The organism is Sneathiella sp. P13V-1, assembly GCF_015143595.1.
Taxonomy (GTDB): domain Bacteria; phylum Pseudomonadota; class Alphaproteobacteria; order Sneathiellales; family Sneathiellaceae; genus Sneathiella.
In genome coordinates this window covers 72,332-93,258 of the sequence record NZ_WYEU01000005.1, presented here as the reverse complement: position 1 = coordinate 93,258, position 20,927 = coordinate 72,332, and the positions used below count along the sequence as shown (strand labels likewise).

Here is a 20,927-nt window from a genome sequence, read left to right as displayed (position 1 = left end):
AACAATGATGGGGCAAACAACAGAACGCAAACTTACCACCATTCTCTGTGCCGATATGAAAGGTTACAGCAAGATGATGGAACAGGATGAAGAAAGAACTCTTCAGTCCTTAAAAGAAGCGCGCGCCCTGTTCCAAGAAGAAATCGAAATATCCGGCGGCCGCATCATCAACATGCCGGGGGATGCCATCATCGCTGACTTTCCGAGTGTCGTAAAAGCGCTTGATTGTTCCGTGACCATTCAGAACCGACTGAATGACGACAAGGTGGATGAACTGTCACCACAGTTTCGCATCGGCCTGAACCTTGGTGATGTCATTATCGAAGGAAGTGACATATTCGGTGATGGCGTCAATATCGCCGCTCGTCTGGAAGGTTTAGCGCCAGTTGGTGGCGTGTGCATTTCTGGAACTGTCTACGACCATATTAAAGCCAAAAGGCCTCTTGAGTTTGAATATATGGGCGCCCAGCATGTGAAAAACATCCAAGAGGATGTTGACGCCTATGCCCTTAATTTAGCCGGTGACAAAGAATTCAAAAAAGCAGCGCCTTCGAAAAAGAAGCAAAAAACCCGACATTACCATCAACAGGCAGAAATTGAAGGTGAGGATGAAGAAGCCCAGCTGCGCCGTCAGGTGAAACGCGAAGCGGGGTTCTATCGGCGCCTCCTACCAATGGGAGGTGTTATCCTGCTCCTGTTCCTCATCAACATTTTCACCTCACCGGGATATTTATGGTTCATTTGGCCTGCCATGCCTATGTCAGTTGTCATTGCACTGGATGCCATGCGGGTCTTTGGAAGACGACATTCGGATGATTGGGAAGAAAAGCGTTTTCAGGAACTGAAACAAAAAAAGGGGCCTCAATAGGCCCCCTTTCATTTGGCAAAACCAAATTTAGAAGCCTTTGCTTGATCCCATCTGCCCCATGCGATTACAGATCTCGTGAAAACCGGTAACGGTTTCCTCTATGATGTCAGCGACAGATTTTTGTTCATGGATTAGCGCAGATGACTGACCAGCAAGTCCTGCGCTTGCCTCCATATCCCCTCCAAAATAAAGCTCTTGAATGCGAGCGAACATGTCTTTTGGCATCAGTCCTTCTTCATAGATCTCTTTGGTGCGCTCCGTTTTCAAAGCGCGGATACATGGTGTAGCTTTCTTATTAAGAACCAGAGTTCCTGTATCTTCTGCATCGATGATGGACTGCTTGTAGTTGTCATGGACAGGACTTTCCTTCGCCGAAACAAAACGGGTCCCCATCTGAATAGCCTCAGCGCCTGCCGCAAATGCCGCAGCCATACCGCGTCCGTCAACCGTACCGCCTGCCGCAACCATTGGCACATCCACCTGCTCACGAATGGCCTGAAGAAGCACCAGCAGAGACACCTCTTCCGGATTTTTAAACCCGCCGCCTTCACCACCTTCAACGACCAAGCCATCAACACCTGCTTCCACCGCCTTGACCGCGGCTTTCACAGTTGGCACTGCGTGATAGACAACAATGTCATGCTCTTTCAGGATGCGGATCAGTTTTTCAGGGTTGCCTGCTGATGTGGTTACAAATTTCACCCCGGATTCCGCAACAAACTTGATCATATTTTCATCGCGCAGGAACAGAAGTGGCAGATTGATCCCAAACGGTTGATCTGTCATTTCCTTCATCTTCTTGATCTCAGCGATACAGTTTTCAGTCTCGCCAGAAGATGTTTCGATAATGCCAAGTCCACCTGCATTGCAAACTGCGGACGCCAGTTGAGAGCGAGCGATCCAACCCATTGGCGCCTGAATAATTGGATATTTAGCACCTGTATGTTCAAGAAATCTGTTCATAATAACTCTTTTTTATAATTGGATTTGTTAATTGAATTTGCGACCAAGTGCAGTGCCCAGATCATCAAGCAATTGATCTTCACCCAACACCTTGATTGTCTGCATTCCCATCTGAGCCGCAGGTTTCAGGTTCACGCCTAGATCATCCAGATACAAAATTTCATCTGGTTGCATACCCATTTGCTCACACGTATATTTGTATATTTCCGGATCAGGTTTCCGCATTCCAATTTTGCTGGATTCAATAACCTGATCAAATAACTGCATGACCTCCAATACCGCTTTCTGTGCTTCTTCTGAGCGGCTCATTCCAGGTCCTTTGCCTGCGGATACGTTATTGGTCAAGCACACACATTTCATGTCTTTTGATATTTCGGTCAGGGCACTCACCACCCGCGTTCGAATATCACCAGCGAGAAGTTGTATGACCGCTTGCCCCCTAACAGGATGTCCCAAGGCGGTACTTTCTTTCAAGAACAGCTCATCAAACTCTTCTGCTGTTACCTGACTTCTTTCGAACTTGGCCCAGGCATTTTCATGCGGGTTTGTTGAATTTACAGTTCTCAGAAAATTATCTGGAAGCCCCTGTTCTTTTTCATATCGATTGAAGGATTCAAAAGGGCTTGTTGTCAGAACGCCCCCAAAATCCCAGAGAACGGCCTTAATTGATTTATTTGTCATTATTTTTATTGGGGAAGTTCCCCACCCTGATTTTCATTTTTTTCGGATAGTGGCAGTATGATAAAAATAAGTCAAACGCTCACGATCAATTGAAATGTAAGCAAAATATAATTAGATAGAGTTGAAACCGAATTTATTCCGACCGGAGGAATTACATGAGATCTGTATTTGTTACAGTTATTGGCTTAGCTGCGACTACGCTGACTTTCCAAGCTCAAGCGTATGACGAAAACGATCTCAAAAAATTGAAATCGGATAATGCCTGTGTCGAATGTGACCTGCGACGCACCAAAATGCATTCAGCTGATATGATGGGAGCAGATCTGAAAGACGCAAACCTTCGCGAAGCGATCCTCAAAAATATCGATCTTAAAAAGACAAATTTGGATGAAGCGGACTTACGGCGCGCGGATCTGGAAAAAGCCAATCTTGAAAATGCATCCTTGGTTGATGCAATTTTGAAAAACACAGATCTTGAGAAATCCATTCTGCATAAAGCAAATTTCACTGAAGCTGATATGCGTCAGGCCGATCTGGAAAATGCAGTTGGTGACAACACAGTCTTCACCAAAGCGGACATGCGTCAGACTAATTTCAAGCGAACAAGATTCAATGGTGGTCTTTTTAATGACGCACGATTAAACGAGTCAAATTTTAAACGTGCTGTTCTAAATGGCACTGATTTTTCGAACTCAAAAATCAAAAACACTCGCTTCACACGCGCTGAACTGAAAAATGCCAATTTCAATGGCAGTACTCTGGCGCAGTCCAACTTCTATCGAGCAAATCTGGTAAGCGCGACATTTGAAAAAGCTGACTTGGAATCGGCCATTTTCTGGCAAGCGGATTTGTCTGGCGCTGACATGAGTGGTGCGAAGAATTTAAAAGCGGAGCAATTAGACGGGGCGTGCGGTGATGACAAAACCCGCCTTCCGGAAGGATTGCCATCACTGCCAAATTGCAGCTAACCAAACAGGTTAAATGATCTTGCCTGGATTCATGATGTTATCTGGATCCAGCGCTTGTTTCAGGGTGGCCATGACAGCAACAGCCCCATCGCCAAGTTCTTTCGGTAGATACTTCTTCTTTCCTATTCCAACGCCATGCTCGCCGGTACAGGTGCCTCCCATGGACAAAGCACGTTCAATGAGCCGGCCATTGATGCGTTCTGCTTCGGCGATTTCATCCGGATTGTCTTTATCCAGAACAAATGCCAGATGGAAATTACCATCTCCAACATGGCCAACAAGCGGTGCTATAAGCGGACTGTCCTCCAAATCGGCTTTGGTTTCCATAATACAATCAGCGAGGCGTGAAATCGGCACACAAACATCTGTAGCCCACATAGAAGCATCAGTACGTAGAGCACGCGCAGCATAAGCCGCATCATGGCGCGCTGCCCAAAGTTTCGTCCGGTCTTCCGCTTGGGTTGTCCACTTGAAATCTTTGGCACCAAATTCGTTACAAATATCGCCAACCATTTCCGATTGTTCTTTTACCCCCATGTCACTTCCATGGAATTCAAGAAACAAGGAGGGCTGAACCGGTAAATCCATGTTGGAATATTTGTTAATGGCATCAATTTGCACTTCATCCAGCAGCTCAATACGCGCAATCGGAATACCGCTTTGGATAGTCAGAATCACAGATTGCACGGCACTTTCGATATCCGGAAAGGAAACGGTAGCTGCTGCAATTGCTTCTGGAATACCGTAAAGGCGAAGCGTAATTTCAGTGATGATACCAAGCGTCCCTTCCGCCCCAATGTATAGGCGTGTCAGATCATAGCCCGCGGCGCTTTTCTTTGCGCGGCCACCAGTTTTAATCACATCACCGTTCGGAAGAACGACTGTCAGGTTCAGGATATTGTCTTTCATCGTTCCGTAACGGACCGCATTCGTTCCCGACGCCCTCGTTGAAGCCATGCCGCCAATGGAAGCGTCCGCACCCGGATCAATTGGGAAAAACAATCCGGTATCGCGAAGGAACTCGTTAAGTTGTTTACGGCGCACACCTGGCTGCACAACGCAATCCAGGTCTTCAGGATGGATTTTCAAAATCTGATTCATCTGGTTCAGATCGATAGACACCCCACCTTCGATAGCATTGATATGTCCTTCGAGCGATGTTCCTGCACCAAATGGTACAATCGGTACTTTATGCGCTGCACAGATTTTGACAATAAGGGAAACTTCTTCAGTGCTTTGCGCAAAACAAACGATGTCCGGCGCAGATGCTTCATGCCAGCTTTCATCTTTTCCATGCTGATCACGGACCGCCTGAGACGTGGAACATCTGTCCCCCAAAAGCTCGGATAGTTCTGATTTCACCTGTTCTAGAATTTCTGCCGATACGGCCATCACACACCTCTTACTTTTGAACCTGATAATTTCAGGGAAACCCTGCCCTGTTTGAGGTTCTTTATACTTCGAAGCAGATTTTATCTAAAGCATTTACAGGCATAAAATTTCGGGTACCCTGTTTACATGGAAAAATCAGAACTAATGAAAATAAGATCAACGCATGTCCGCCCGGAATGGATTGATCACAACAACCATCTGAATGTCGCTTACTATGTGTTGATCTTTGATCAATCTTTGGACGAACTGCTGGATCATATTGAACTGACCAGGCCCTACCGAAAAGAAAGCGGAAACACTGTTTATGTTTTGGAGACCCATGTCTGTTACCTGCAAGAGGTAAAAGAAGGCGATCCACTTGAGATTTATGTTCGTGTTGTGGATTGCGATGAAAAACGCATTCATCTGTTCCTTGAAATGTATCATGAAACGGAAGGATATCTTGCCGCTACTTCTGAACAGATGATCCTTCATATTGACAGTTCAGGTCCAAGAGCGACGGCGATGCCAAGGCATATTCAAAACAATTTAGAGAAACTCAAATTAGAAATGGCCCACTTGCCAGCATCTCCCCATCAGTCTTCCAAGATCGGGATACGCAGAAAGAAAGTAAATGCCTAGCTTGAATAGACAGCAGCTCCTTCTAATAGGAACTTCTCTCATTGCCGCGATGAGCTATCTGCTCGTGCCATTTGAAGTAGGATCAGTCCTTATTATCATTCAGAAATCGCTCGCCTGTATTTGTCTGGCGGCAGCCGTTGCTCTGGGAGGTTTAACAGGGCAAACCAGAAAAACTCTGGTATTGGCGCTGTTGGCATCCTCCGCGGGAGATGCGTTCCTTGCGGTTAGATCAAGCGACATGTTCGTTCAGGGCCTCGGCTCATTCCTCATCGCACATCTTTTGTATATTCGCATTTTTGCCCGCCACAGGGCTGTTGGTTTCTTTTCTGAACATAGCCGAAAAAGAGATCTGTTAAGTTTGCTAACGGTCGTCTTGGCGGGCGGCATGCTATTTATCTTGTGGCCCGCACTTGGCGCTATGAAGATTCCGGTATTTCTATATGTGACAGTCATCGCCGCAATGGGTGTCTTCGCCATTTATTCAGCTTTTCCCACTGTTATGGTGGTCGCCGGCGCCTTTAGCTTTATTTTTTCGGATGCTAATATCGCAGTAAACAAATTCATGCACCCATATGACTTGGCGGGGCCGATAATCTGGATAACATATGTGCTTGCGCAATATCTAATTACCTTTGCCATTCTTAAAGGACTTCAAACTAAAAAGGCCAGCTGATGCTGGCCCCTTTATATTTTGCTTTGAGTAACCGGAAGATCAAGCGGCAGATGCGCCTTCATCTCCCTTACTAATCCTTGAGATCAGGTAATCCACATTCCCAGCATCAAAGCGGTCTTGGAAATGTGTCAGAACGCGCGAAATGACCTGGTCACGGAAACGCGCACGGTCACCCGGGTTTCCATCATATTCAAGTTGGCGAACCACATCCAAGGCAACACTGATCATTTCAACCAGCCCTTCAGGGATCTTACATTTCTTACAGAGTTGTGTGAGTCCCTGACCACCCTGATCATTGATCAGAATATGTACGTTGGCGACGCTAATATCTGCGCCTCTTGCAAGGGCCGTTTCAAAGAAATCAATATCACCCATGCACAGAGCACGAAGAACAATGGTTGACGTCAAGCGGCCGTTCTCATGAAGTTGGTCGATCAAGCGAACAAGCTCGCCGCTGCTGGTACCTTCCTTCAACAACCCAATCATGGATTTCTCACGGCTGGCAAGGATAAGATCCGTGGCAGTCTCCGGCGACATCTCATGGTGGGTTACAAGATGTTCCTGCAATTTGTCAGAGACAAGGCTGACAAGTCGTTCCGCCACAGTAATTGGTAAGGATTTACGTGTGGCCATTGGCGCGTTGACTTTTTCGCTATCTCCATACTCATCGAGAACTTTTTCAAAGGTTTTCTCAGAGATCTGCGCACCTTCGTTGCCCATCAATGTCGCGACAACTTCCTCGCTTCCGCTCTCTGCAAGTTTGTCAGACACAGCTTCCGAGACAACAGCCCGTGACGCAATTGCAGCCTGGTGGCTCTCAGACTGGCTGCTGACAATTTCCATAAGATCTTCATCGCTCAGTGCCTCAGAAAAAGTGAGCATTGGCGTTGCTACATCGGCAATGTCCGAAGCCAGTGTTTTGGCAATATCACTTGGCAGATCCGGCAACTCTTTAAGAGTTTCCGAAAGTGTTTGCCTTACCAGCACCTCAGCGTCTGAAACCAAAACCCGAAAGATGGCTTCGGCTTCTTTTCGCTCTGCTGAACTGAATTCTCGATCAGTCAGGCTACTTGCGATTTTTCCAACTGTCTCTGCACGCGCTTCCGGCGATCTATCGCTCAAGAGGCGCTGAACATCTGCGGGACTTAGTGAACCGTTTTCAGACACACTGGCTCCAATTACCAATAAATAATATTGCCTATATCTAAAGATAATACTCTTAAGATACTCTTAATAGAGATATGGCGCAGGCAATTTCAGAACAATTAGGGGTATCACCTAAACCTGTTTCCAAATGCGACAAATTGCCATAGTTTTTACACTTTATTTTTATTTAGTATGCGATATTAAACATACTATATCAGAGCTAGAGACACGATTAGGTGTATAGGAGAGTTTCATGAAGTCCTCAAAACTGTTGGTATTGGGTACAGCCGCAGCAATCGCGCTGTCTGCCGCTTCCGCACATGCCGCTGGTGATGCCGCGAAAGGCGAAAAGGTTTTTAAAAAATGCAAAGCCTGCCACACTGTTGAAGAAGGTGGAAAAAACAAGGTTGGCCCTAATCTTTTCGGCATCGTTGGGAGAGAAGCCGCAAAAGTTGAAGGCTTCAAATACTCCAAAGCGATGGTGGAAGCCGGTCTTACTTGGGATGCAGAAACATTGGACAAGTATCTCGCCAGCCCTAAGAAATTTGTGAAAGGTACGAAAATGTCTTTCGCAGGCCTGAAAAAAGAAAATCAGCGCGCAGACGTTATTGCTTATCTTGAAACGCTGAAATAAAGAACGTTTCATTCAAAAAAAGGCCCGGAAATTTCCGGGCCTTTTTTATTTTGCTAATCTCTCACCACAAGGACCGAACATTCTGCATGACGGACAACCCGCGCCGCATTTGGTCCGAGCAAATAATCCTGCATAGAAGGTCGGTGCGCCCCGAGAATAATCAGATCACAGTTCAATTTCTGCTGCACTCTCAAAATCTCTTCGTAAACATTGCCATGTCCAACAACATGCTGAATGCGAATATCATCAGGAATATGCTTTTTCACGAACACATGCAGATGTTCGTTTGCCTTTTCCAGCACTTCCTTCTCGTACCCTTTTGGGAAGAAGGAACCAACAATGCTCATCCCAAAATTTGGGACAACAGTCATCACATGCAAGGTTGCATCAGACATCTTGGCATACTGTACCGCTTCCGGAACTGTCTTTTTCCAAGAGTCTTCTGTTTCCAGATCTATTGTTAAAAGTATGTCTTTAAACATCTCTTACCCCCTTAAGATGCTGTAGCAGTTTGCGTGGTAGGACGAACATTGCGCTGCCTGCGACGTTGAATAAGTACAAGTAGCCCAAGCATGAAAAGTGCGGGAATGTAGAGCCATTCCTTTGCAGGCTGTTTGGCGGGTACAAGCACCTCTTTGATTTTCTGATCAAAATCCAGCCCTGCTTTTTGCGAGACACTGTCAAAGGCGGCGTTATCAATGATAACTTCCTCATCTTCAATCAGAAGATCCAGACCAATGGCTTCCAGTTTCTCCTTACCTGAAGCTCCTGCTTCCACCGGCAAGATAGCTGTGAAGGTAAGCGGATCGCCAACATCATCTTCCCCTTCAACAATCAGGCGAAGTTCAGAACCCGCTTCTAGCTTACCCAGAACTTCTTCAAGTTTTACCGGCGCTTCATTGTCGTAAGGTGCAACAATCATATCCATCCAGAAACCCGGACGGAACAAAGTAAAGGCGATTAACACCAAGATCACAGATTCCCAGATTTTGGATTTGGCCATGAAGTAACCTTGCGTTCCCGCTGTAAACAGCAACATGGCTGCCGTCGCCACAATGAACACAAAGACACCCTCCAGTGGTGTCACATCAATCAAAAGAAGGTCTGTGTTGAAGATAAACAGAAACGGCAGAATTGCAGTTCTCAAGGAATAGAAGAAGGCCACAAACCCGGTTCGAATGGGATCACCACCCGATACAGCTGCTGCGGCGAATGAGGCAAGTCCCACTGGAGGTGTCACGTCAGCCATAATGCCGAAATAGAACACAAATAGATGGACCGCAATAAGCGGAACAATCAATCCGCTTTGCTGTCCAAGGCTTACAATCACAGGGGCCAACAAAGAAGACACCACAATATAGTTCGCCGTAGTTGGCAAGCCCATTCCCAAAATCAAGCTGAGGATCGCCGTAAAGATCAGCATCAACAGAATTTGTCCCTGGCTCAGGAACTCAACCAGTTCTGCCAGAACCAAGCCAACACCGGTTTGTGACACGGCCCCCACAATGATTCCAGCCGCAGCGGTCGCAATGGCAATTCCGATCATGTTGCGGGCACCGGAAATCATCCCATCAATCAGCTCGTTGAAACCTTGCTTAACTTTGCCTGCCTGCCCTTCTTTTCGGAAGAAAGCAAACAATTGACGTTGAGTAAGCAAGATAAAGATCATCAATGCAACTGCCCAGAAAGCAGAGAGCTCTGGCGACAGTCGTTCGATCATCAGGCACCAGATCAAAACACCCACTGGCAACAAGAAGTGAAGACCCGCCAAAATGGTTGGTTTTGGCTCAGGCAGGGCAGTAACCGGTGCGTTCGGATCGTCCATCACCAGATCAGGAACCTTGGCACATATAGAAACAAGTCCTACATATGCCGCAATAATGACGGCACCGATAACCCAAGGGGCAAGTGTTGGCCCGGCCAATTCGGTGATTAACCCAACTAAATAGAAGACACCAAATGCGCCGATCACCACATTACACAAGACAATACCACCCATTGAGATAATGGAAGCGAGCTTTGCCTTGTCATTTATCTTCTTCACGACACCGAAATAGAGACCTGCCTCAATTGCCATTACAATGACAATCGCCAGCAGGCGATTACCTGTTGACTGCAATGCTTCAAAGAAGGTGAATAAATAGTATGCACCACCAGCCAAAACCAAAATTGATGAAACTGTAATTCCCATCGCGAGCATGGCTGTTTTAAACGGTTTAGGCTCAATAGCACGCGGCAAACCCTGCATATCGTTTTTCATCGCTTCCAAGTGCACGATATACACAAGAGCAATGTAAGAGATGACAGCTGGAATAAAGGCATGCTTCACCACTTCGAAATAGCTGATATCTACATATTCAACCATCAGGAAGGCAGCGGCACCCATCACAGGTGGCATGATCTGTCCGTTCACGGATGAGGCCACCTCAACAGCACCACTTTTCTCAGATGAGAAGCCAACGCGCTTCATCATGGGAATAGTAAAGGTACCTGTTGTCACCACATTTGCGATGGAAGATCCTGAAATCAAACCGGTCATGCCAGATGCCACAACCGCCGCTTTCGCAGGACCACCCCGCATATGCCCCATCAACGAGAAAGCTACTTTGATGAAGTAGTTACCTGCACCTGCTTTATCCAACAGTGCACCGAACAGGACAAACAGGAATACAAGACTTGTGGAGACGCCAAGTGCAATGCCGAACACCCCTTCGGACGAAAGCCACTGATGATCGGCGACCGCACCGAAGCTGGCCCCTTTCCAGGCAAGGAAACCCGGTGCATATGGACCCAGGAATGTGTAGATCAAGAAGACAATAGCCACCACCATCAATGGTGGACCTAGTGCACGGCGTGTCGCTTCCAGCAACATAATCATGCCGACAGTTGCCACAATGATATCGAAGCTGTTTGGATCACCCGGACGATCGCTGAGGCGAGTGCCCAGCAGGCTGTTCATAAATGAACTATCGAAAATAAAGAGATAAAGAGCACAGAAAGTACCAACAATTACCAAAATCCAGTCAGCAAAAGGAACTCTGTATCTTGGGGAAGTACTAAAAGCGGGATAGGCCAGGAAAGCGAGGAAAATGCCAAAGCCAAGATGAATTGGACGTGCTTCACGGCCTGAAAATACACCGGTTCCAATCATATACGGAAGTGGTGAGGCGATCCAAACCTGCCAAATTGACCAAATCAACGCCACACCAGCCATAAGCAAGGCAATATTTCTGTTATCGGGTGACCTGCCACCGGTATCCGTCGAAGCAACGAGATCTTCTAGTTCCTCATTACTCAGCGGTCCATCAGTTTTCGTCGTCATTTGTACCCCCCTTGATTAACGTCCCTAATCTACCCTGTCGTCTTATAAATAAAAAAGGCAGGCCGTAAGATACGGCCCGCCTTGGCTAACAGACTTACATAAGGCCTGCTTCTTTGTAGTAGCGAACAGCGCCTGGGTGCAGCGGTGCAGACAGGTTGTTCTTGATCATCGCGTCTTTCTTCAGGTTCGCAAATGCTGGGTGCATTTTCTTGAAACGATCAAAGTTTTCGAACACAGCTTTTACAATTTCATAAACTGTGTCGTCGTCAGTTTTTGTGGAAGATACAAATGTCGCACCAACACCGAACACAGGTGTGTCTGCATCCGTACCTTTATACATGCCACCTTTAATAGATGTTTTTGCATAATAGGCATTTTCATTGACAAGTGCATCAATCGCAGCGCCTTCAACAGGGATCAGGCGCACATCACATGTAGAGGCCGCTTCTTTTATGTTACCTGTTGGGTGGCCAACAGTGAACACGAACGCATCTATTTTGTTATCGCAAAGTGCAGCAGAATGTTCGGAAGATTTCAGTTCGGAAGCAAGAGCGAAGTCGCCCATTTTCCAACCCATTTTTTCCATAACAACTTCCATTGTGCCGCGCTGACCAGAACCTGGATTACCCACGTTCACGCGCTTGCCTTTAAGGTCTTCAAATTTTGCGATGCCGGAATCGGCACGTGCAACCACTGTAAACGGCTCTGGGTGAACAGAGAATACAGCGCGAAGCTCTTTAAAAGCCCCTTTTGGGAACTGCTTTGGAGCTGTTCCGTTGTAGGCGTGATACTGCCAGTCAGACTGTGCAACCCCCATATCCAGATCACCAGCCTGAATACCATTGATGTTTTTCGTGGAACCACCTGTTGTGTGTGTACACTTGATGTCGTGGTTTTTTGTACCGCGATTTACGAGTTTACAAATTGCACCACCAACCTGGTAATAAACACCAGTTTGCCCGCCAGTACCGATTGTAATGAATTTTTCTGCCTGAGCCGGTGCTGATACGATCATCGCACCGCCCAAAGCAACAGCTGCTGTAGCTGCTACGGAAAATACTTTTCTCATTTGTTTCTCCTCAACCTGTCAATCAAATCAGGGAAATAGCTTCGCATCTCTCCCTGCTTCTTAAGTTCTTCCCGGTACTACTCCAGAAAGTCTATCTCCATTTACTTCATTAGAAAAATGGAAATTTCAAATCGAATGCACAGCGTCTTATACGTGCAATCGAAAAACTGAAAAATTATTATGTAAATACAATTTCTCTAAGCTCAGCAGCACTTCCCAATGGGCGGCCAAGAGCGCGAGATACTTCCGCCACTTGGCGAACTAAATCGGCATTGCTTCTGGCCAGGGCTTTGCCTCTCGTCAGGAAGTTATTTTCAAATCCAACCCGGACATGTCCGCCCATCGCAGCAGCGGCACCTGCTGCCAAATGTTCGTTTTCGCCAAATGCACAAACCGCCCAGACATCTTCTTCCTTGGTAACTTGCAGGAAAGGAACAATATCTTTTGGATCTGACACTTGCCCCTTTGTGTATCTACCCAAAACATAGAGAAGCAGCGCCTTTCTTTGCGGCACAATATTCCGATCCCGCAAGTCGTGGAACCATCGAACATCTTCATCAGAATATAAGATATATTGCAGAAGAACGCCTTCTTCTGTCATTTCATGGAAAAAAGCGGTGGCTTTGTCTTCGTCACCAGGGGTGACCAACTCGCGGATAGCAACAGACGCAGATGGTGGGTTTAGTTCCCGAACCATCGCCATTTGTGCATCAGCATCGTAAATCCCCACGGCTTCGGTCGTCGCCTGTATCAATATTCCATTCCCGCAACTTTCCTGGATTGCTTCCATAGCAGCTCGATACCGGCCTACATCCAATGAATGACCTTCATTGTCATCCCTCACATGCAAATGAATCATCGAGGCCCCGGCCTCAAGACAACTTCGGGCCTCTACAGCCAACTCTTCCGGTGTTATCGGGATCGCCGGGTGATCTTTTTTTGTCTTCCGCGCCCCATTGGGCGCCACAGTGATAAACAAGGGGTCCATAACTCACGCCACTCCTGCATCGTTGAGTGCCGTATTCACAGCAGTAGACAGCTTATCTGTAATTTCCCCAATCTGATCGGACGTGAGAATAAATGGCGGGGCCAGCAATACATGATCACCACGCCGACCATCTATGGTTCCTCCCATGGGGTAACACATCAAGCCTGCATCCATCGCCGCTTGCTTAACACGTGCGTTTATTTTCAAGGAAGGGTCAAAAGGCATTTTGGTTTCGCGGTCCTGCACAAATTCAAGCCCTCTAAACAAACCGCGCCCGCGAATATCACCAATATGGGCATGTTGGCCGAAAGTTTGCTCCAACGCTTCATGTAACTCTTGCCCCAGCTTTTGAACATTTTCGAGCAGGTTATTATTTTGAATATATCTCTGAACTGCTAGAGATGCTGCGCAAGCCAAAGGATGGCCAATATAGGTATGTCCGTGCTGGAAAAAGCCGCTTCCATTTTCGATGGTATCGCAAATGGTCTTGGTTGCCATCATGGCCCCCACCGGTTGATACCCTGCGCCGAGCCCTTTTGCTGTTACCAGAATGTCAGGATTAATGTCTTCCTGTTCTACAGCGAACAATGTTCCTGTGCGCCCCATACCACACATGACTTCATCCAAGATAAGCAAAATGCCATGCTGATCGCATATTTCACGGATGCGTTTAAAGTACCCTTTCACGGCTGGTACGGCACCTAAGGTCGCACCAACAACGGGCTCACAAATAAAAGCACAGATGTTTTCTGACCCGGCTTCATTGATGGCTTCGTCCAATTCGTTTGCAACACGCTGACCAAAGTCAAACTCACTCTCCCCTTCGAGGCGCTCCCGGTATTCATAGCAAGGGGAAATGAGTTTAACCGGCATCAAGAGTTCAGCATATGGTTCGCGGCGCCATTCATTTCCACCCGCAGACAGAGCACCAAGTGTATTTCCATGATAGCTTTGCTTTCGCGAGATAAAGCGTGTTCGCGAAGATTGCCCAATTTCCAAAAAGTACTGGCGTGCAAGTTTCAAAGCAGCCTCTACTGCTTCGGACCCACCTGACACAAAGTACACTTTATCCAGTTCCCCCGGCGCTTTCTCGATCAAGAAATCCGCAAGTTCCTCCATCGCTGGGTTCGAGAAAAACCCTGTATGAGCGAACGCTATCTTATCAAGCTGAGCCCGGATCGCGTCAGAAACCTCGTGATTGCTATGACCAAGACATGACACCGCGGCCCCGCCGCAAGCATCCAGATATTTTTTACCGGTTGTGTCAAAAATATAGGCCCCTTCCCCTCTATCCGCGACGGGGTAGGTTTTGTTTAGCGCCCTGTGAAAAACATGTGTCATGATTTTATGGTCCTAACCATTCCAATATGTATTGTTTCGACGCAGGCCCTTGTCTGACTGCTCCAGCGCCTCAACAGCCGGCTCACCCAATGCTGTAACGATTGCAGCAACAAGTGCCTGGACGATAATAAGCGCGCCGCTTAATGAACGATAAAATGAAGGGCTCGCATTCGCGGCAACGAACAAATGCGTAGCCCCCGCAGCCAAAGGAGAAACTGTATTGTCCGTAATAACAACAGTTTTCGCGCCAACCTTCTGCGCATATCGCACTGCTTCAACCGTCTCACGAGTATAAGGATCAAAGGCAGCAGCAAGAAGAATATCATCTCTCCCTATTTGCTCCATTTCTTCAGGGAACATGCCCGCGTTACCTTGAATCAGTCGGCAATCTTTAAAGAAAACACGAGTGGCATATTTGAAAAAATGGGCAATCGGATAACATTTTCTAAGTCCAACAACATGAACCCGTCTGGCGTTCAAGAAATTACGCGCTGCCGCCTCCAGATCCGTATCATCAAAACCAGATAATGTATTTTGAATATTGCTGACTTCAGCACCCATCATGTCGGCAATCAGACTATCTTCATCTCCAACATTTCTAAGCTGCAAACGTCTTGCGCGTGCCGCATATCCGCTGGATTGCTCTGAATAACGACGACGAAACTCATCCCGCAGTTCAACATAATTATCGAAACCCAGTTTATTGGCGAGCCGCACCATGGTGGACGGTTTTACATCAGCACGTGCTGCGATCTCTCTCATTGAATACACAGCAACATCCCGCGGGGAATCCAAGATAAAGCGAGCTCCCATCTGCAATTGTGGACTGAGCCCCCCGTATCGCCCTTCGATTTCACGCAATATATCTGAACCCTGCCGGCGTTCCATGACCTGCGACCCGCCTCCCCAAAAGAGAAATTACTCAGGTAGACTACCTACTATTCAAAGTATACGCAACAAATGATTCATTGTTTCATTTTATGAAACATTTGTTTTGTCCGAACGGTCAATTTTCAGCCAATTGATGTTCGCATTTCTAAAAATGAAGGTTTTTCTTAAGACCTTATTTACGTCCTAAGGGTATATCTCGACATAGTAGGTTAAAACCTCCCGTCTGATTTTCTTATTTCTGCTGATTGAGTATTCGTTTTGGTTCCATTTGGTACAACATCGCTGAGTAAAGCTGCTAATAACGGCAAGGCGTCTAACGACGACAGCGCAACCTTTGCGCGCGCCGATTTTGATCCCCGGTCCATGCGCCCCATTCTCGTGTGCCAGGACGATCATACGAAAAGACATTTGGCGGATCTTGGAATAAATATTTCCGCAGAAACATCAGAGAACGATTCTTCACTGGCAAAGCTGGTGGAATGTAATCAGACAAGAACCATCATTGTCGATTATGAACTCGGCTCTCGAACGGTCACGAACATTATTAAAAAATATGCCGCGCAAGCGCCCTTTTTATCCATTCTAGTTGTGGATGGCCCCCATGAGCTCATGCTCTACGGGGCGACAGCTTGTATCCCAAGAAATGATATCAACCTGGATAATCTGAGGGCCGCTTTAATTAATGCTGAGCGCGTCCGGGAAATGTATCTGAAGGTAAATCCCGTAGAGGCCGCAACAGCATCTCTCGATCGGTTAACATCGCTATTAAGTAGAGATCACTTCAAACAATGCCTGGATAAAGCCATTCATGAAGCCAGAGCTAGATCTGAAGACGCATCGCTAATCATTCTGGATATTGATGCATTTAAGGGCTTGAACGAAAGCAAGGGGCATACATTTGGCGACTCTGTCCTGGCTACAGTTGCGGAACGTTTGTCACAATTTGCTCCGGAAGGAGCCATTCTAGGCCGTCTGGGTGATGACGAATTTGCGATGCTACTACAGCCACAATGCCTAACCAGCATCTCAGATACGACCATCGCCGCTCGTCTCTCTCATGAATTGAGGCAACCTTATTTCCTGGATAATCAGACAACCTCTTTAAGCGCAACAATGGGAATTGCGAAACTTGAAGAGGAAGATAATGCTGAAAATCTTCTGCATAAGGCCATGTCCGCGCTGTACACCGCGAAACGAGAAAAAAGCCGTTTTATGGTATATACGATGCAACAGGCAACAGAACGCAGGCAGTTGCTTAAACTCTCCCAAGAGCTGCCATATGCGATAGATGAAGACCAACTTCGTCTTCATTACCAGCCAATGATCAGAATGCATGACAGCACGGTAATTGGTGTAGAAGCCCTTGTCCGCTGGCAACACCCATCTCGAGGGTTATTATTCCCGGATTCGTTTATCCCTCTGGCTGAAAGTTCTGGTAATATCGAACCTCTGACCAGATGGGTTCTCGATGCTGCTATTAAACAAGGCGGCACATGGCTTAGAAGCGGCTACAGAATCTCCGTTTCTGTCAACATTTCAGCCCTGATCCTGCACAATCCAATTTTCCCGGATATTGTAAACCGCCTTCTGGAGCAATCACGTTTTCCGGCAGAATTGCTGAAACTTGAGATCACCGAAAGTGCCATTATTTCTGATGTGGTGCGTGCCACCGATGTGGTAAACCGCCTTCATGAGCTTGGCGTGAAAGTCTCAATTGATGATTTTGGAACTGGTTATACGTCCCTTTCCTACATTCGCAAACTCCCAGTGGATGAGATCAAAATTGATAAAAGCTTTGTTCTCAACATGAACACGGTTGCCGACGATGCTGTCATTGTCCGAACACTTCTTGAACTTGCGCGAAATCTTGACCTCGCCGTTGTTGCAGAAGGGGTTGAAGACAGGGAAACATGGTACATGCTGGCAGGCCTCGGCTGCAATGTTGCCCAAGGGTATTACATGAGTAGGCCCATCGAAAAAGAAACGTTTGAAAACTGGCTTCGCGAATCTCCCTGGAACGTATCTACTTAATTCCTGCTTCCTTTACATCCTGTCAGAACAACTGTTTGACGCCCACTTATCTCCTGATAAGATACTTCTCCAATCAATAAGCCGCTGGATAAACCAGGGCAAAAGACAAATCTCAGGGGAAATCAGGTATGCAGCAGTTTGGGCCACAGGTAACCATTGATGAAAGCGCGTATGTCCATCCTACATCTTTGATGTATGGAAAAGTAAGAGTCGGTAAAGGTGCGTCTCTTTGGCCGTATAGTGTTATCAGGTCTGAAGCCAGCGAAGTGGTCATTGGCGATTACACGAATATCCAGGATTTCGTGATGATCCATATTGGCGACAACACCGGCACCTATATTGGCTCCCACTGTTCCATTACACATCATTGCACTATTCACGGATGCACAATTGGCGATAACTGCCTGATCGGCATTAACACAACCATCATGGATGGCTGCGTTATCGGCAACAATTGCATTATTGCGGGCCATAGTTTCCTAAAAGAAGGTACTGTTATTCCTGACAACTCAATTGTAATGGGAACCCCTGGAAAAGTTGTCAGAACCCAGAACAACTACGCCCGCTGCCGGATGAATGCGTTTATGTATTATCGCAATGCACAGAGCTATATGAAAGGGGAACATCGTGAATGGGCAAGCGATGAATGCCTTTCTGCAATGAGCAAAGAAATGAAGACGCTTATGGCTGAGCAAAAGGCCTTGGAACAGGGCGAATAGCTCTTTTAATATTTTTGAAGTTCAAGAGGTTAAATATGGAACATCCTTATCTCATGTTTTTAGGTGACGTCCCGGATCAACTGGGTGCAAAAACCGCACAAGGGATCAAAGATTGGCGTCCAGATTGGTGTGCTGGTCAAATGCGGCTTGAAGGATGTCAGGCAGATCTTGGGCTTGAAGATATTTCTTTGGAAGAGGCGGTAAATCGCGGTGTCAAAACCATGGTAATTGGCATCGTAAATTCCGGTGGTTTTCTACCTGAGCATTGGACAACAAAAATCGTTGAAGCAATGGCTCTCGGCATGGATATCGCAAGTGGCCTTCACATTCGACTTGGGAACATTCCTGAACTTGCGGAAGCTGCCGAAAAATATGGGCGCAACTTGTATGATGTACGCCATCCAACCGAAGAATTGCCTACCGGCAAGGGAACCCCTCGCGGTGGCAAACGTTTGCTCGCGGTTGGTACTGATTGTTCTGTCGGTAAGATGTACACAACTCTTGCCATTGAAAAGGAAATGAAAAAGCGGGGCATGAACGCTGATTTCCGTGCAACGGGTCAGACGGGCATTTTCATCGCGGGTGAAGGTATTTCCATCGATGCCGTGGTTGCCGATTTTATCTCGGGTGCTGTTGAAGTCTTATCCCCAGATAACACTGACGATCATTGGGATATTATTGAAGGTCAGGGATCCTTGTTCCACCCTTCTTTTGCTGGAGTGAGTATTGGCCTTATTCACGGTGCGCAGGCTGATGCGCTTGTGCTTTGCCATGAACCAACCCGAACACATATGCGCGGCCTACCCCATCAACCCCTTCCAGATATTCAGGAATGCATGGACCTGAACTTGCAAACGGCAAAACTGACCAATCCGAATGCCAAATTCGTTGGGATCAGCATTAACACCTCAGGGTTGTCAGAGGAAGATGGTGACAAAATGCTTGCCGATTTCGAGCAAAAATACGGACTTCCTACCGTGGACGCCTTCAGAACAGGTGTCGCAAAAATAGTAGATAATCTGTAATGACTCTTAGAAAGTTCAACTACACAGAAGAAAGCTGGCCTATCCGGGGCAGCTTTCGCATTAGCCGAGGTGCAAAAACCACAGCCGATGTCGTCGTCGTGGAAATTCAGGAAGGGGATTTCATTGGACGCGGTGAATGCGTTCCCTATCGGCGCTATGGGGAAACTCCCTCCTCTGTTAAGGGCCAACTTTCTACTGTCAAAGAGGCCATCGCGCATGGCGCAAGCCGAATTGATCTCTTAACTCTGCTTCCGTCCGGGGCAGCCAGGAATGCGGTTGATTGCGCCCTTTGGGATCTGGAAGCGAAAAAAACCGGTCAATCCATCGCTGAACTGGCCGGAATTTCCCCTCCAGGACCTTTAATCACCGCCTATACCCTGTCTTTGGATACAGCCGACAAAATGGCGGCGGCCGCTGCAGAAAACTCTAACCGTCCCCTGCTCAAGCTCAAACTTGGTGGTGCAGAAGATGTCGACCGAGTAAAAGCTATTCGTGCTGCGGCCCCGAACTCACGGCTAATTGTGGATGCTAATGAGGCGTGGAGTGAGGACATGATCAAGGCATTTCTTCCCCATATGGCTGATTGCGGCGTTGAAATGATCGAACAGCCTTTACCTGCGGGTGAAGATGCCATACTCGGCGAGATTGATAGGCTTGTTCCGATCTGCGCAGACGAAAGTTGTCACGACACGTCCAGCCTTGATTTCGTCGCAAGTAATTATGACTTCATCAATATCAAGCTGGATAAAACAGGCGGCCTTACGGAGGCTCTGCAGTTGGTGGAAGCCGCGCGGGAATTTGGACTTGGCATAATGGTAGGCTGTATGCTCGGAACCAGTCTTGGAATGGCTCCTGCGGTGTATATTGGGGGTTACGCCAGATATGTCGATCTGGACGGCCCTTTACTTCTTGATAAGGACCGCCCAGAGGGGATTTTCTTTGATGGTAGCGTGATGCATCCACCAAGTAAGGCACTGTGGGGATGATTACCTAAAACTGTGACCGTGGAACCAGCCCATAATTGAATGTCTGGTTCCATTGGTTACATTGGTAATCTTGTGCAACCAGTATGCGGGAAACACAATAATTGTACCCTGCGTCCGGAAACCTTCGTTGTCGGTGGGGATATTGTGCAAAACAAGATCGCCGCCTTCATAACTTTTCGGATCCGATAGGTTCAGAATAAAGCATAGCTTTCTTGATGATGTAAAAGACTCCCCAAGATCCACCTGCCATTCTGGGTCTTTTGATTTCGACTTCTTCTGCCGAACCATCCACGGCATATCATCCGCCGGTATACCCGTTAGCTCAAAGCGCCAACCGTCCGCGTTAATCTGGCAAACGCCAAAATTAATCTGATCCAGCGGATAGCCATTCTTTCCGAGAGGAAGGCGTTGATATTCGGTGCCAGCGTCTTCAACCGCATCTGGTAACACGGGCATGTTGCCAGCCCCTACAGGCAGTTTCTTGTTCCAGGCGGCATTGCCGGCCTGGGCGATAATTTGCGCACATTCCTTCGGAGTAAAAACAGGCCAATGCATGGACAAAGACACGTTTTCATTTCGCATAGGAAGCATCGAGATTTTATTCATTTT

General features: G+C 47.2%; 20 protein-coding genes. 9 read left to right on the top strand and 11 right to left on the bottom strand.

Going from position 1 to position 20,927, the window contains the following annotated elements; all coding sequences use genetic code 11:
- The first annotated feature begins 4 nt into the window (after nt 1-4).
- Nucleotides 5-868, top strand: coding sequence for an adenylate/guanylate cyclase domain-containing protein (locus tag GUA87_RS16885; protein ID WP_193717797.1), 864 nt, complete (start codon nt 5-7; stop codon nt 866-868).
- A gap of 27 nt (nt 869-895) precedes the next feature.
- Here the strand turns inward: GUA87_RS16885 and GUA87_RS16880 are convergent, their stop codons facing one another.
- Both GUA87_RS16880 and GUA87_RS16875 read right to left on the bottom strand, forming a co-directional pair.
- Complete coding sequence (locus GUA87_RS16880; protein WP_415774805.1) at nt 896-1,834, bottom strand: NAD(P)H-dependent flavin oxidoreductase; 939 nt, start codon at nt 1,832-1,834, stop codon at nt 896-898.
- A 24-nt stretch (nt 1,835-1,858) separates the two neighbouring features.
- Complete coding sequence (locus tag GUA87_RS16875; RefSeq protein WP_193717795.1) at nt 1,859-2,512, bottom strand: HAD-IA family hydrolase; 654 nt, start codon at nt 2,510-2,512, stop codon at nt 1,859-1,861.
- 155 nt (nt 2,513-2,667) lie between these two features.
- Here GUA87_RS16875 and GUA87_RS16870 point away from each other — a divergent pair, with 155 nt between their 5' ends.
- Nucleotides 2,668-3,480, top strand: a complete 813-nt coding sequence (locus tag GUA87_RS16870) for a pentapeptide repeat-containing protein (protein WP_193717794.1) — start codon at nt 2,668-2,670, stop codon at nt 3,478-3,480.
- Nucleotides 3,481-3,489: 9 nt separating this feature from the next.
- On the opposite strand, the gene GUA87_RS16865 is transcribed toward GUA87_RS16870, so the two are convergent.
- Nucleotides 3,490-4,872, bottom strand: a complete 1,383-nt coding sequence (locus tag GUA87_RS16865; RefSeq protein ID WP_193717793.1) for an FAD-binding oxidoreductase — start codon at nt 4,870-4,872, stop codon at nt 3,490-3,492.
- Between the two features lie 144 nt (nt 4,873-5,016).
- Here GUA87_RS16865 and GUA87_RS16860 point away from each other — a divergent pair, with 144 nt between their 5' ends.
- A complete protein-coding gene (locus GUA87_RS16860) occupies nt 5,017-5,493 on the top strand; it encodes a thioesterase family protein (protein ID WP_193717792.1) in 477 nt (158 codons plus the stop codon).
- Nucleotides 5,486-6,166, top strand: coding sequence for a lysoplasmalogenase (locus GUA87_RS16855; RefSeq protein ID WP_193717791.1), 681 nt, complete (start codon nt 5,486-5,488; stop codon nt 6,164-6,166). Before GUA87_RS16860 ends, GUA87_RS16855 begins: the two co-directional genes overlap by 8 nt.
- Nucleotides 6,167-6,205: 39 nt before the next feature.
- Here the strand turns inward: GUA87_RS16855 and GUA87_RS16850 are convergent, their stop codons facing one another.
- The gene (locus tag GUA87_RS16850; RefSeq protein ID WP_193717790.1) at nt 6,206-7,333 is read right to left on the bottom strand and encodes a DUF2336 domain-containing protein; all 1,128 of its coding nucleotides are present in this window, start codon (nt 7,331-7,333) and stop codon (nt 6,206-6,208) included.
- A 232-nt stretch (nt 7,334-7,565) separates the two neighbouring features.
- Between GUA87_RS16850 and GUA87_RS16845 the strand changes: the two genes are divergently transcribed.
- Nucleotides 7,566-7,946 (top strand): c-type cytochrome, encoded by a 381-nt coding sequence (locus tag GUA87_RS16845; protein WP_193717789.1) that lies wholly within the window; start codon nt 7,566-7,568, stop codon nt 7,944-7,946.
- A 53-nt stretch (nt 7,947-7,999) separates the two neighbouring features.
- On the opposite strand, the gene GUA87_RS16840 is transcribed toward GUA87_RS16845, so the two are convergent.
- The 6 genes from GUA87_RS16840 to GUA87_RS16810 form a co-directional block, all read right to left on the bottom strand.
- Nucleotides 8,000-8,428, bottom strand: a complete 429-nt coding sequence (locus tag GUA87_RS16840; protein ID WP_193717788.1) for a universal stress protein — start codon at nt 8,426-8,428, stop codon at nt 8,000-8,002.
- An 11-nt stretch (nt 8,429-8,439) separates the two neighbouring features.
- Nucleotides 8,440-11,268, bottom strand: a complete 2,829-nt coding sequence (locus tag GUA87_RS18010; protein WP_227712116.1) for a TRAP transporter permease — start codon at nt 11,266-11,268, stop codon at nt 8,440-8,442.
- A gap of 94 nt (nt 11,269-11,362) precedes the next feature.
- Complete coding sequence (locus GUA87_RS16825; protein ID WP_193717787.1) at nt 11,363-12,337, bottom strand: TAXI family TRAP transporter solute-binding subunit; 975 nt, start codon at nt 12,335-12,337, stop codon at nt 11,363-11,365.
- Nucleotides 12,338-12,515: 178 nt separating this feature from the next.
- A complete protein-coding gene (locus GUA87_RS16820; RefSeq protein ID WP_193717786.1) occupies nt 12,516-13,325 on the bottom strand; it encodes a 3-keto-5-aminohexanoate cleavage protein in 810 nt (269 codons plus the stop codon).
- A gap of 3 nt (nt 13,326-13,328) precedes the next feature.
- A complete protein-coding gene (locus GUA87_RS16815) occupies nt 13,329-14,666 on the bottom strand; it encodes an aspartate aminotransferase family protein (protein WP_193717785.1) in 1,338 nt (445 codons plus the stop codon).
- A gap of 12 nt (nt 14,667-14,678) precedes the next feature.
- Nucleotides 14,679-15,554 carry a MurR/RpiR family transcriptional regulator gene (locus GUA87_RS16810; RefSeq protein WP_193717784.1) on the bottom strand — a complete coding sequence of 292 codons (876 nt, stop codon included), beginning with the start codon at nt 15,552-15,554 and terminating at the stop codon, nt 14,679-14,681.
- A 261-nt stretch (nt 15,555-15,815) separates the two neighbouring features.
- On the opposite strand from GUA87_RS16810, the gene GUA87_RS16805 reads away from it, so the two are divergent.
- From GUA87_RS16805 to dgcA, 4 genes are all read left to right on the top strand, one after another.
- Nucleotides 15,816-17,588 (top strand): putative bifunctional diguanylate cyclase/phosphodiesterase, encoded by a 1,773-nt coding sequence (locus GUA87_RS16805; protein ID WP_193717783.1) that lies wholly within the window; start codon nt 15,816-15,818, stop codon nt 17,586-17,588.
- 128 nt (nt 17,589-17,716) lie between these two features.
- The gene (locus tag GUA87_RS16800) at nt 17,717-18,307 is read left to right on the top strand and encodes a gamma carbonic anhydrase family protein (protein ID WP_193717782.1); all 591 of its coding nucleotides are present in this window, start codon (nt 17,717-17,719) and stop codon (nt 18,305-18,307) included.
- Nucleotides 18,308-18,342: 35 nt separating this feature from the next.
- Nucleotides 18,343-19,332: an N-acetyltransferase DgcN gene (dgcN, locus tag GUA87_RS16795; protein WP_193717781.1), complete on the top strand. Its 990-nt coding sequence runs from the start codon at nt 18,343-18,345 to the stop codon at nt 19,330-19,332.
- Nucleotides 19,332-20,318, top strand: coding sequence for an N-acetyl-D-Glu racemase DgcA (gene dgcA, locus GUA87_RS16790; protein ID WP_193717780.1), 987 nt, complete (start codon nt 19,332-19,334; stop codon nt 20,316-20,318). Before dgcN ends, dgcA begins: the two co-directional genes overlap by 1 nt.
- Here dgcA and GUA87_RS16785 read toward each other — a convergent pair whose 3' ends face one another.
- Nucleotides 20,319-20,924 carry a 2OG-Fe(II) oxygenase family protein gene (locus tag GUA87_RS16785; RefSeq protein ID WP_193717779.1) on the bottom strand — a complete coding sequence of 202 codons (606 nt, stop codon included), beginning with the start codon at nt 20,922-20,924 and terminating at the stop codon, nt 20,319-20,321.
- Nucleotides 20,925-20,927: the final 3 nt, after the last annotated feature.

Bases quoted from the DNA above. Each gene is read 5' to 3' on its own strand.
- GUA87_RS16885 (WP_193717797.1), top strand. From the start codon at position 5: ATGATGGGGCAAACAACAGAACGCAAACTTACCACCATTCTCTGTGCC.
- GUA87_RS16875 (WP_193717795.1), bottom strand. From the start codon at position 2,512: ATGACAAATAAATCAATTAAGGCCGTTCTCTGGGATTTTGGGGGCGTT.
- GUA87_RS16870 (WP_193717794.1), top strand. From the start codon at position 2,668: ATGAGATCTGTATTTGTTACAGTTATTGGCTTAGCTGCGACTACGCTG.
- GUA87_RS16865 (WP_193717793.1), bottom strand. From the start codon at position 4,872: ATGGCCGTATCGGCAGAAATTCTAGAACAGGTGAAATCAGAACTATCC.
- GUA87_RS16860 (WP_193717792.1), top strand. From the start codon at position 5,017: ATGAAAATAAGATCAACGCATGTCCGCCCGGAATGGATTGATCACAAC.
- GUA87_RS16855 (WP_193717791.1), top strand. From the start codon at position 5,486: ATGCCTAGCTTGAATAGACAGCAGCTCCTTCTAATAGGAACTTCTCTC.
- GUA87_RS16845 (WP_193717789.1), top strand. From the start codon at position 7,566: ATGAAGTCCTCAAAACTGTTGGTATTGGGTACAGCCGCAGCAATCGCG.
- GUA87_RS16840 (WP_193717788.1), bottom strand. From the start codon at position 8,428: ATGTTTAAAGACATACTTTTAACAATAGATCTGGAAACAGAAGACTCT.
- GUA87_RS18010 (WP_227712116.1), bottom strand. From the start codon at position 11,268: ATGACGACGAAAACTGATGGACCGCTGAGTAATGAGGAACTAGAAGAT.
- GUA87_RS16825 (WP_193717787.1), bottom strand. From the start codon at position 12,337: ATGAGAAAAGTATTTTCCGTAGCAGCTACAGCAGCTGTTGCTTTGGGC.
- GUA87_RS16820 (WP_193717786.1), bottom strand. From the start codon at position 13,325: ATGGACCCCTTGTTTATCACTGTGGCGCCCAATGGGGCGCGGAAGACA.
- GUA87_RS16815 (WP_193717785.1), bottom strand. From the start codon at position 14,666: ATGACACATGTTTTTCACAGGGCGCTAAACAAAACCTACCCCGTCGCG.
- GUA87_RS16810 (WP_193717784.1), bottom strand. From the start codon at position 15,554: ATGGAACGCCGGCAGGGTTCAGATATATTGCGTGAAATCGAAGGGCGA.
- GUA87_RS16800 (WP_193717782.1), top strand. From the start codon at position 17,717: ATGCAGCAGTTTGGGCCACAGGTAACCATTGATGAAAGCGCGTATGTC.
- dgcN (WP_193717781.1), top strand. From the start codon at position 18,343: ATGGAACATCCTTATCTCATGTTTTTAGGTGACGTCCCGGATCAACTG.
- dgcA (WP_193717780.1), top strand. From the start codon at position 19,332: ATGACTCTTAGAAAGTTCAACTACACAGAAGAAAGCTGGCCTATCCGG.
- GUA87_RS16785 (WP_193717779.1), bottom strand. From the start codon at position 20,924: ATGAATAAAATCTCGATGCTTCCTATGCGAAATGAAAACGTGTCTTTG.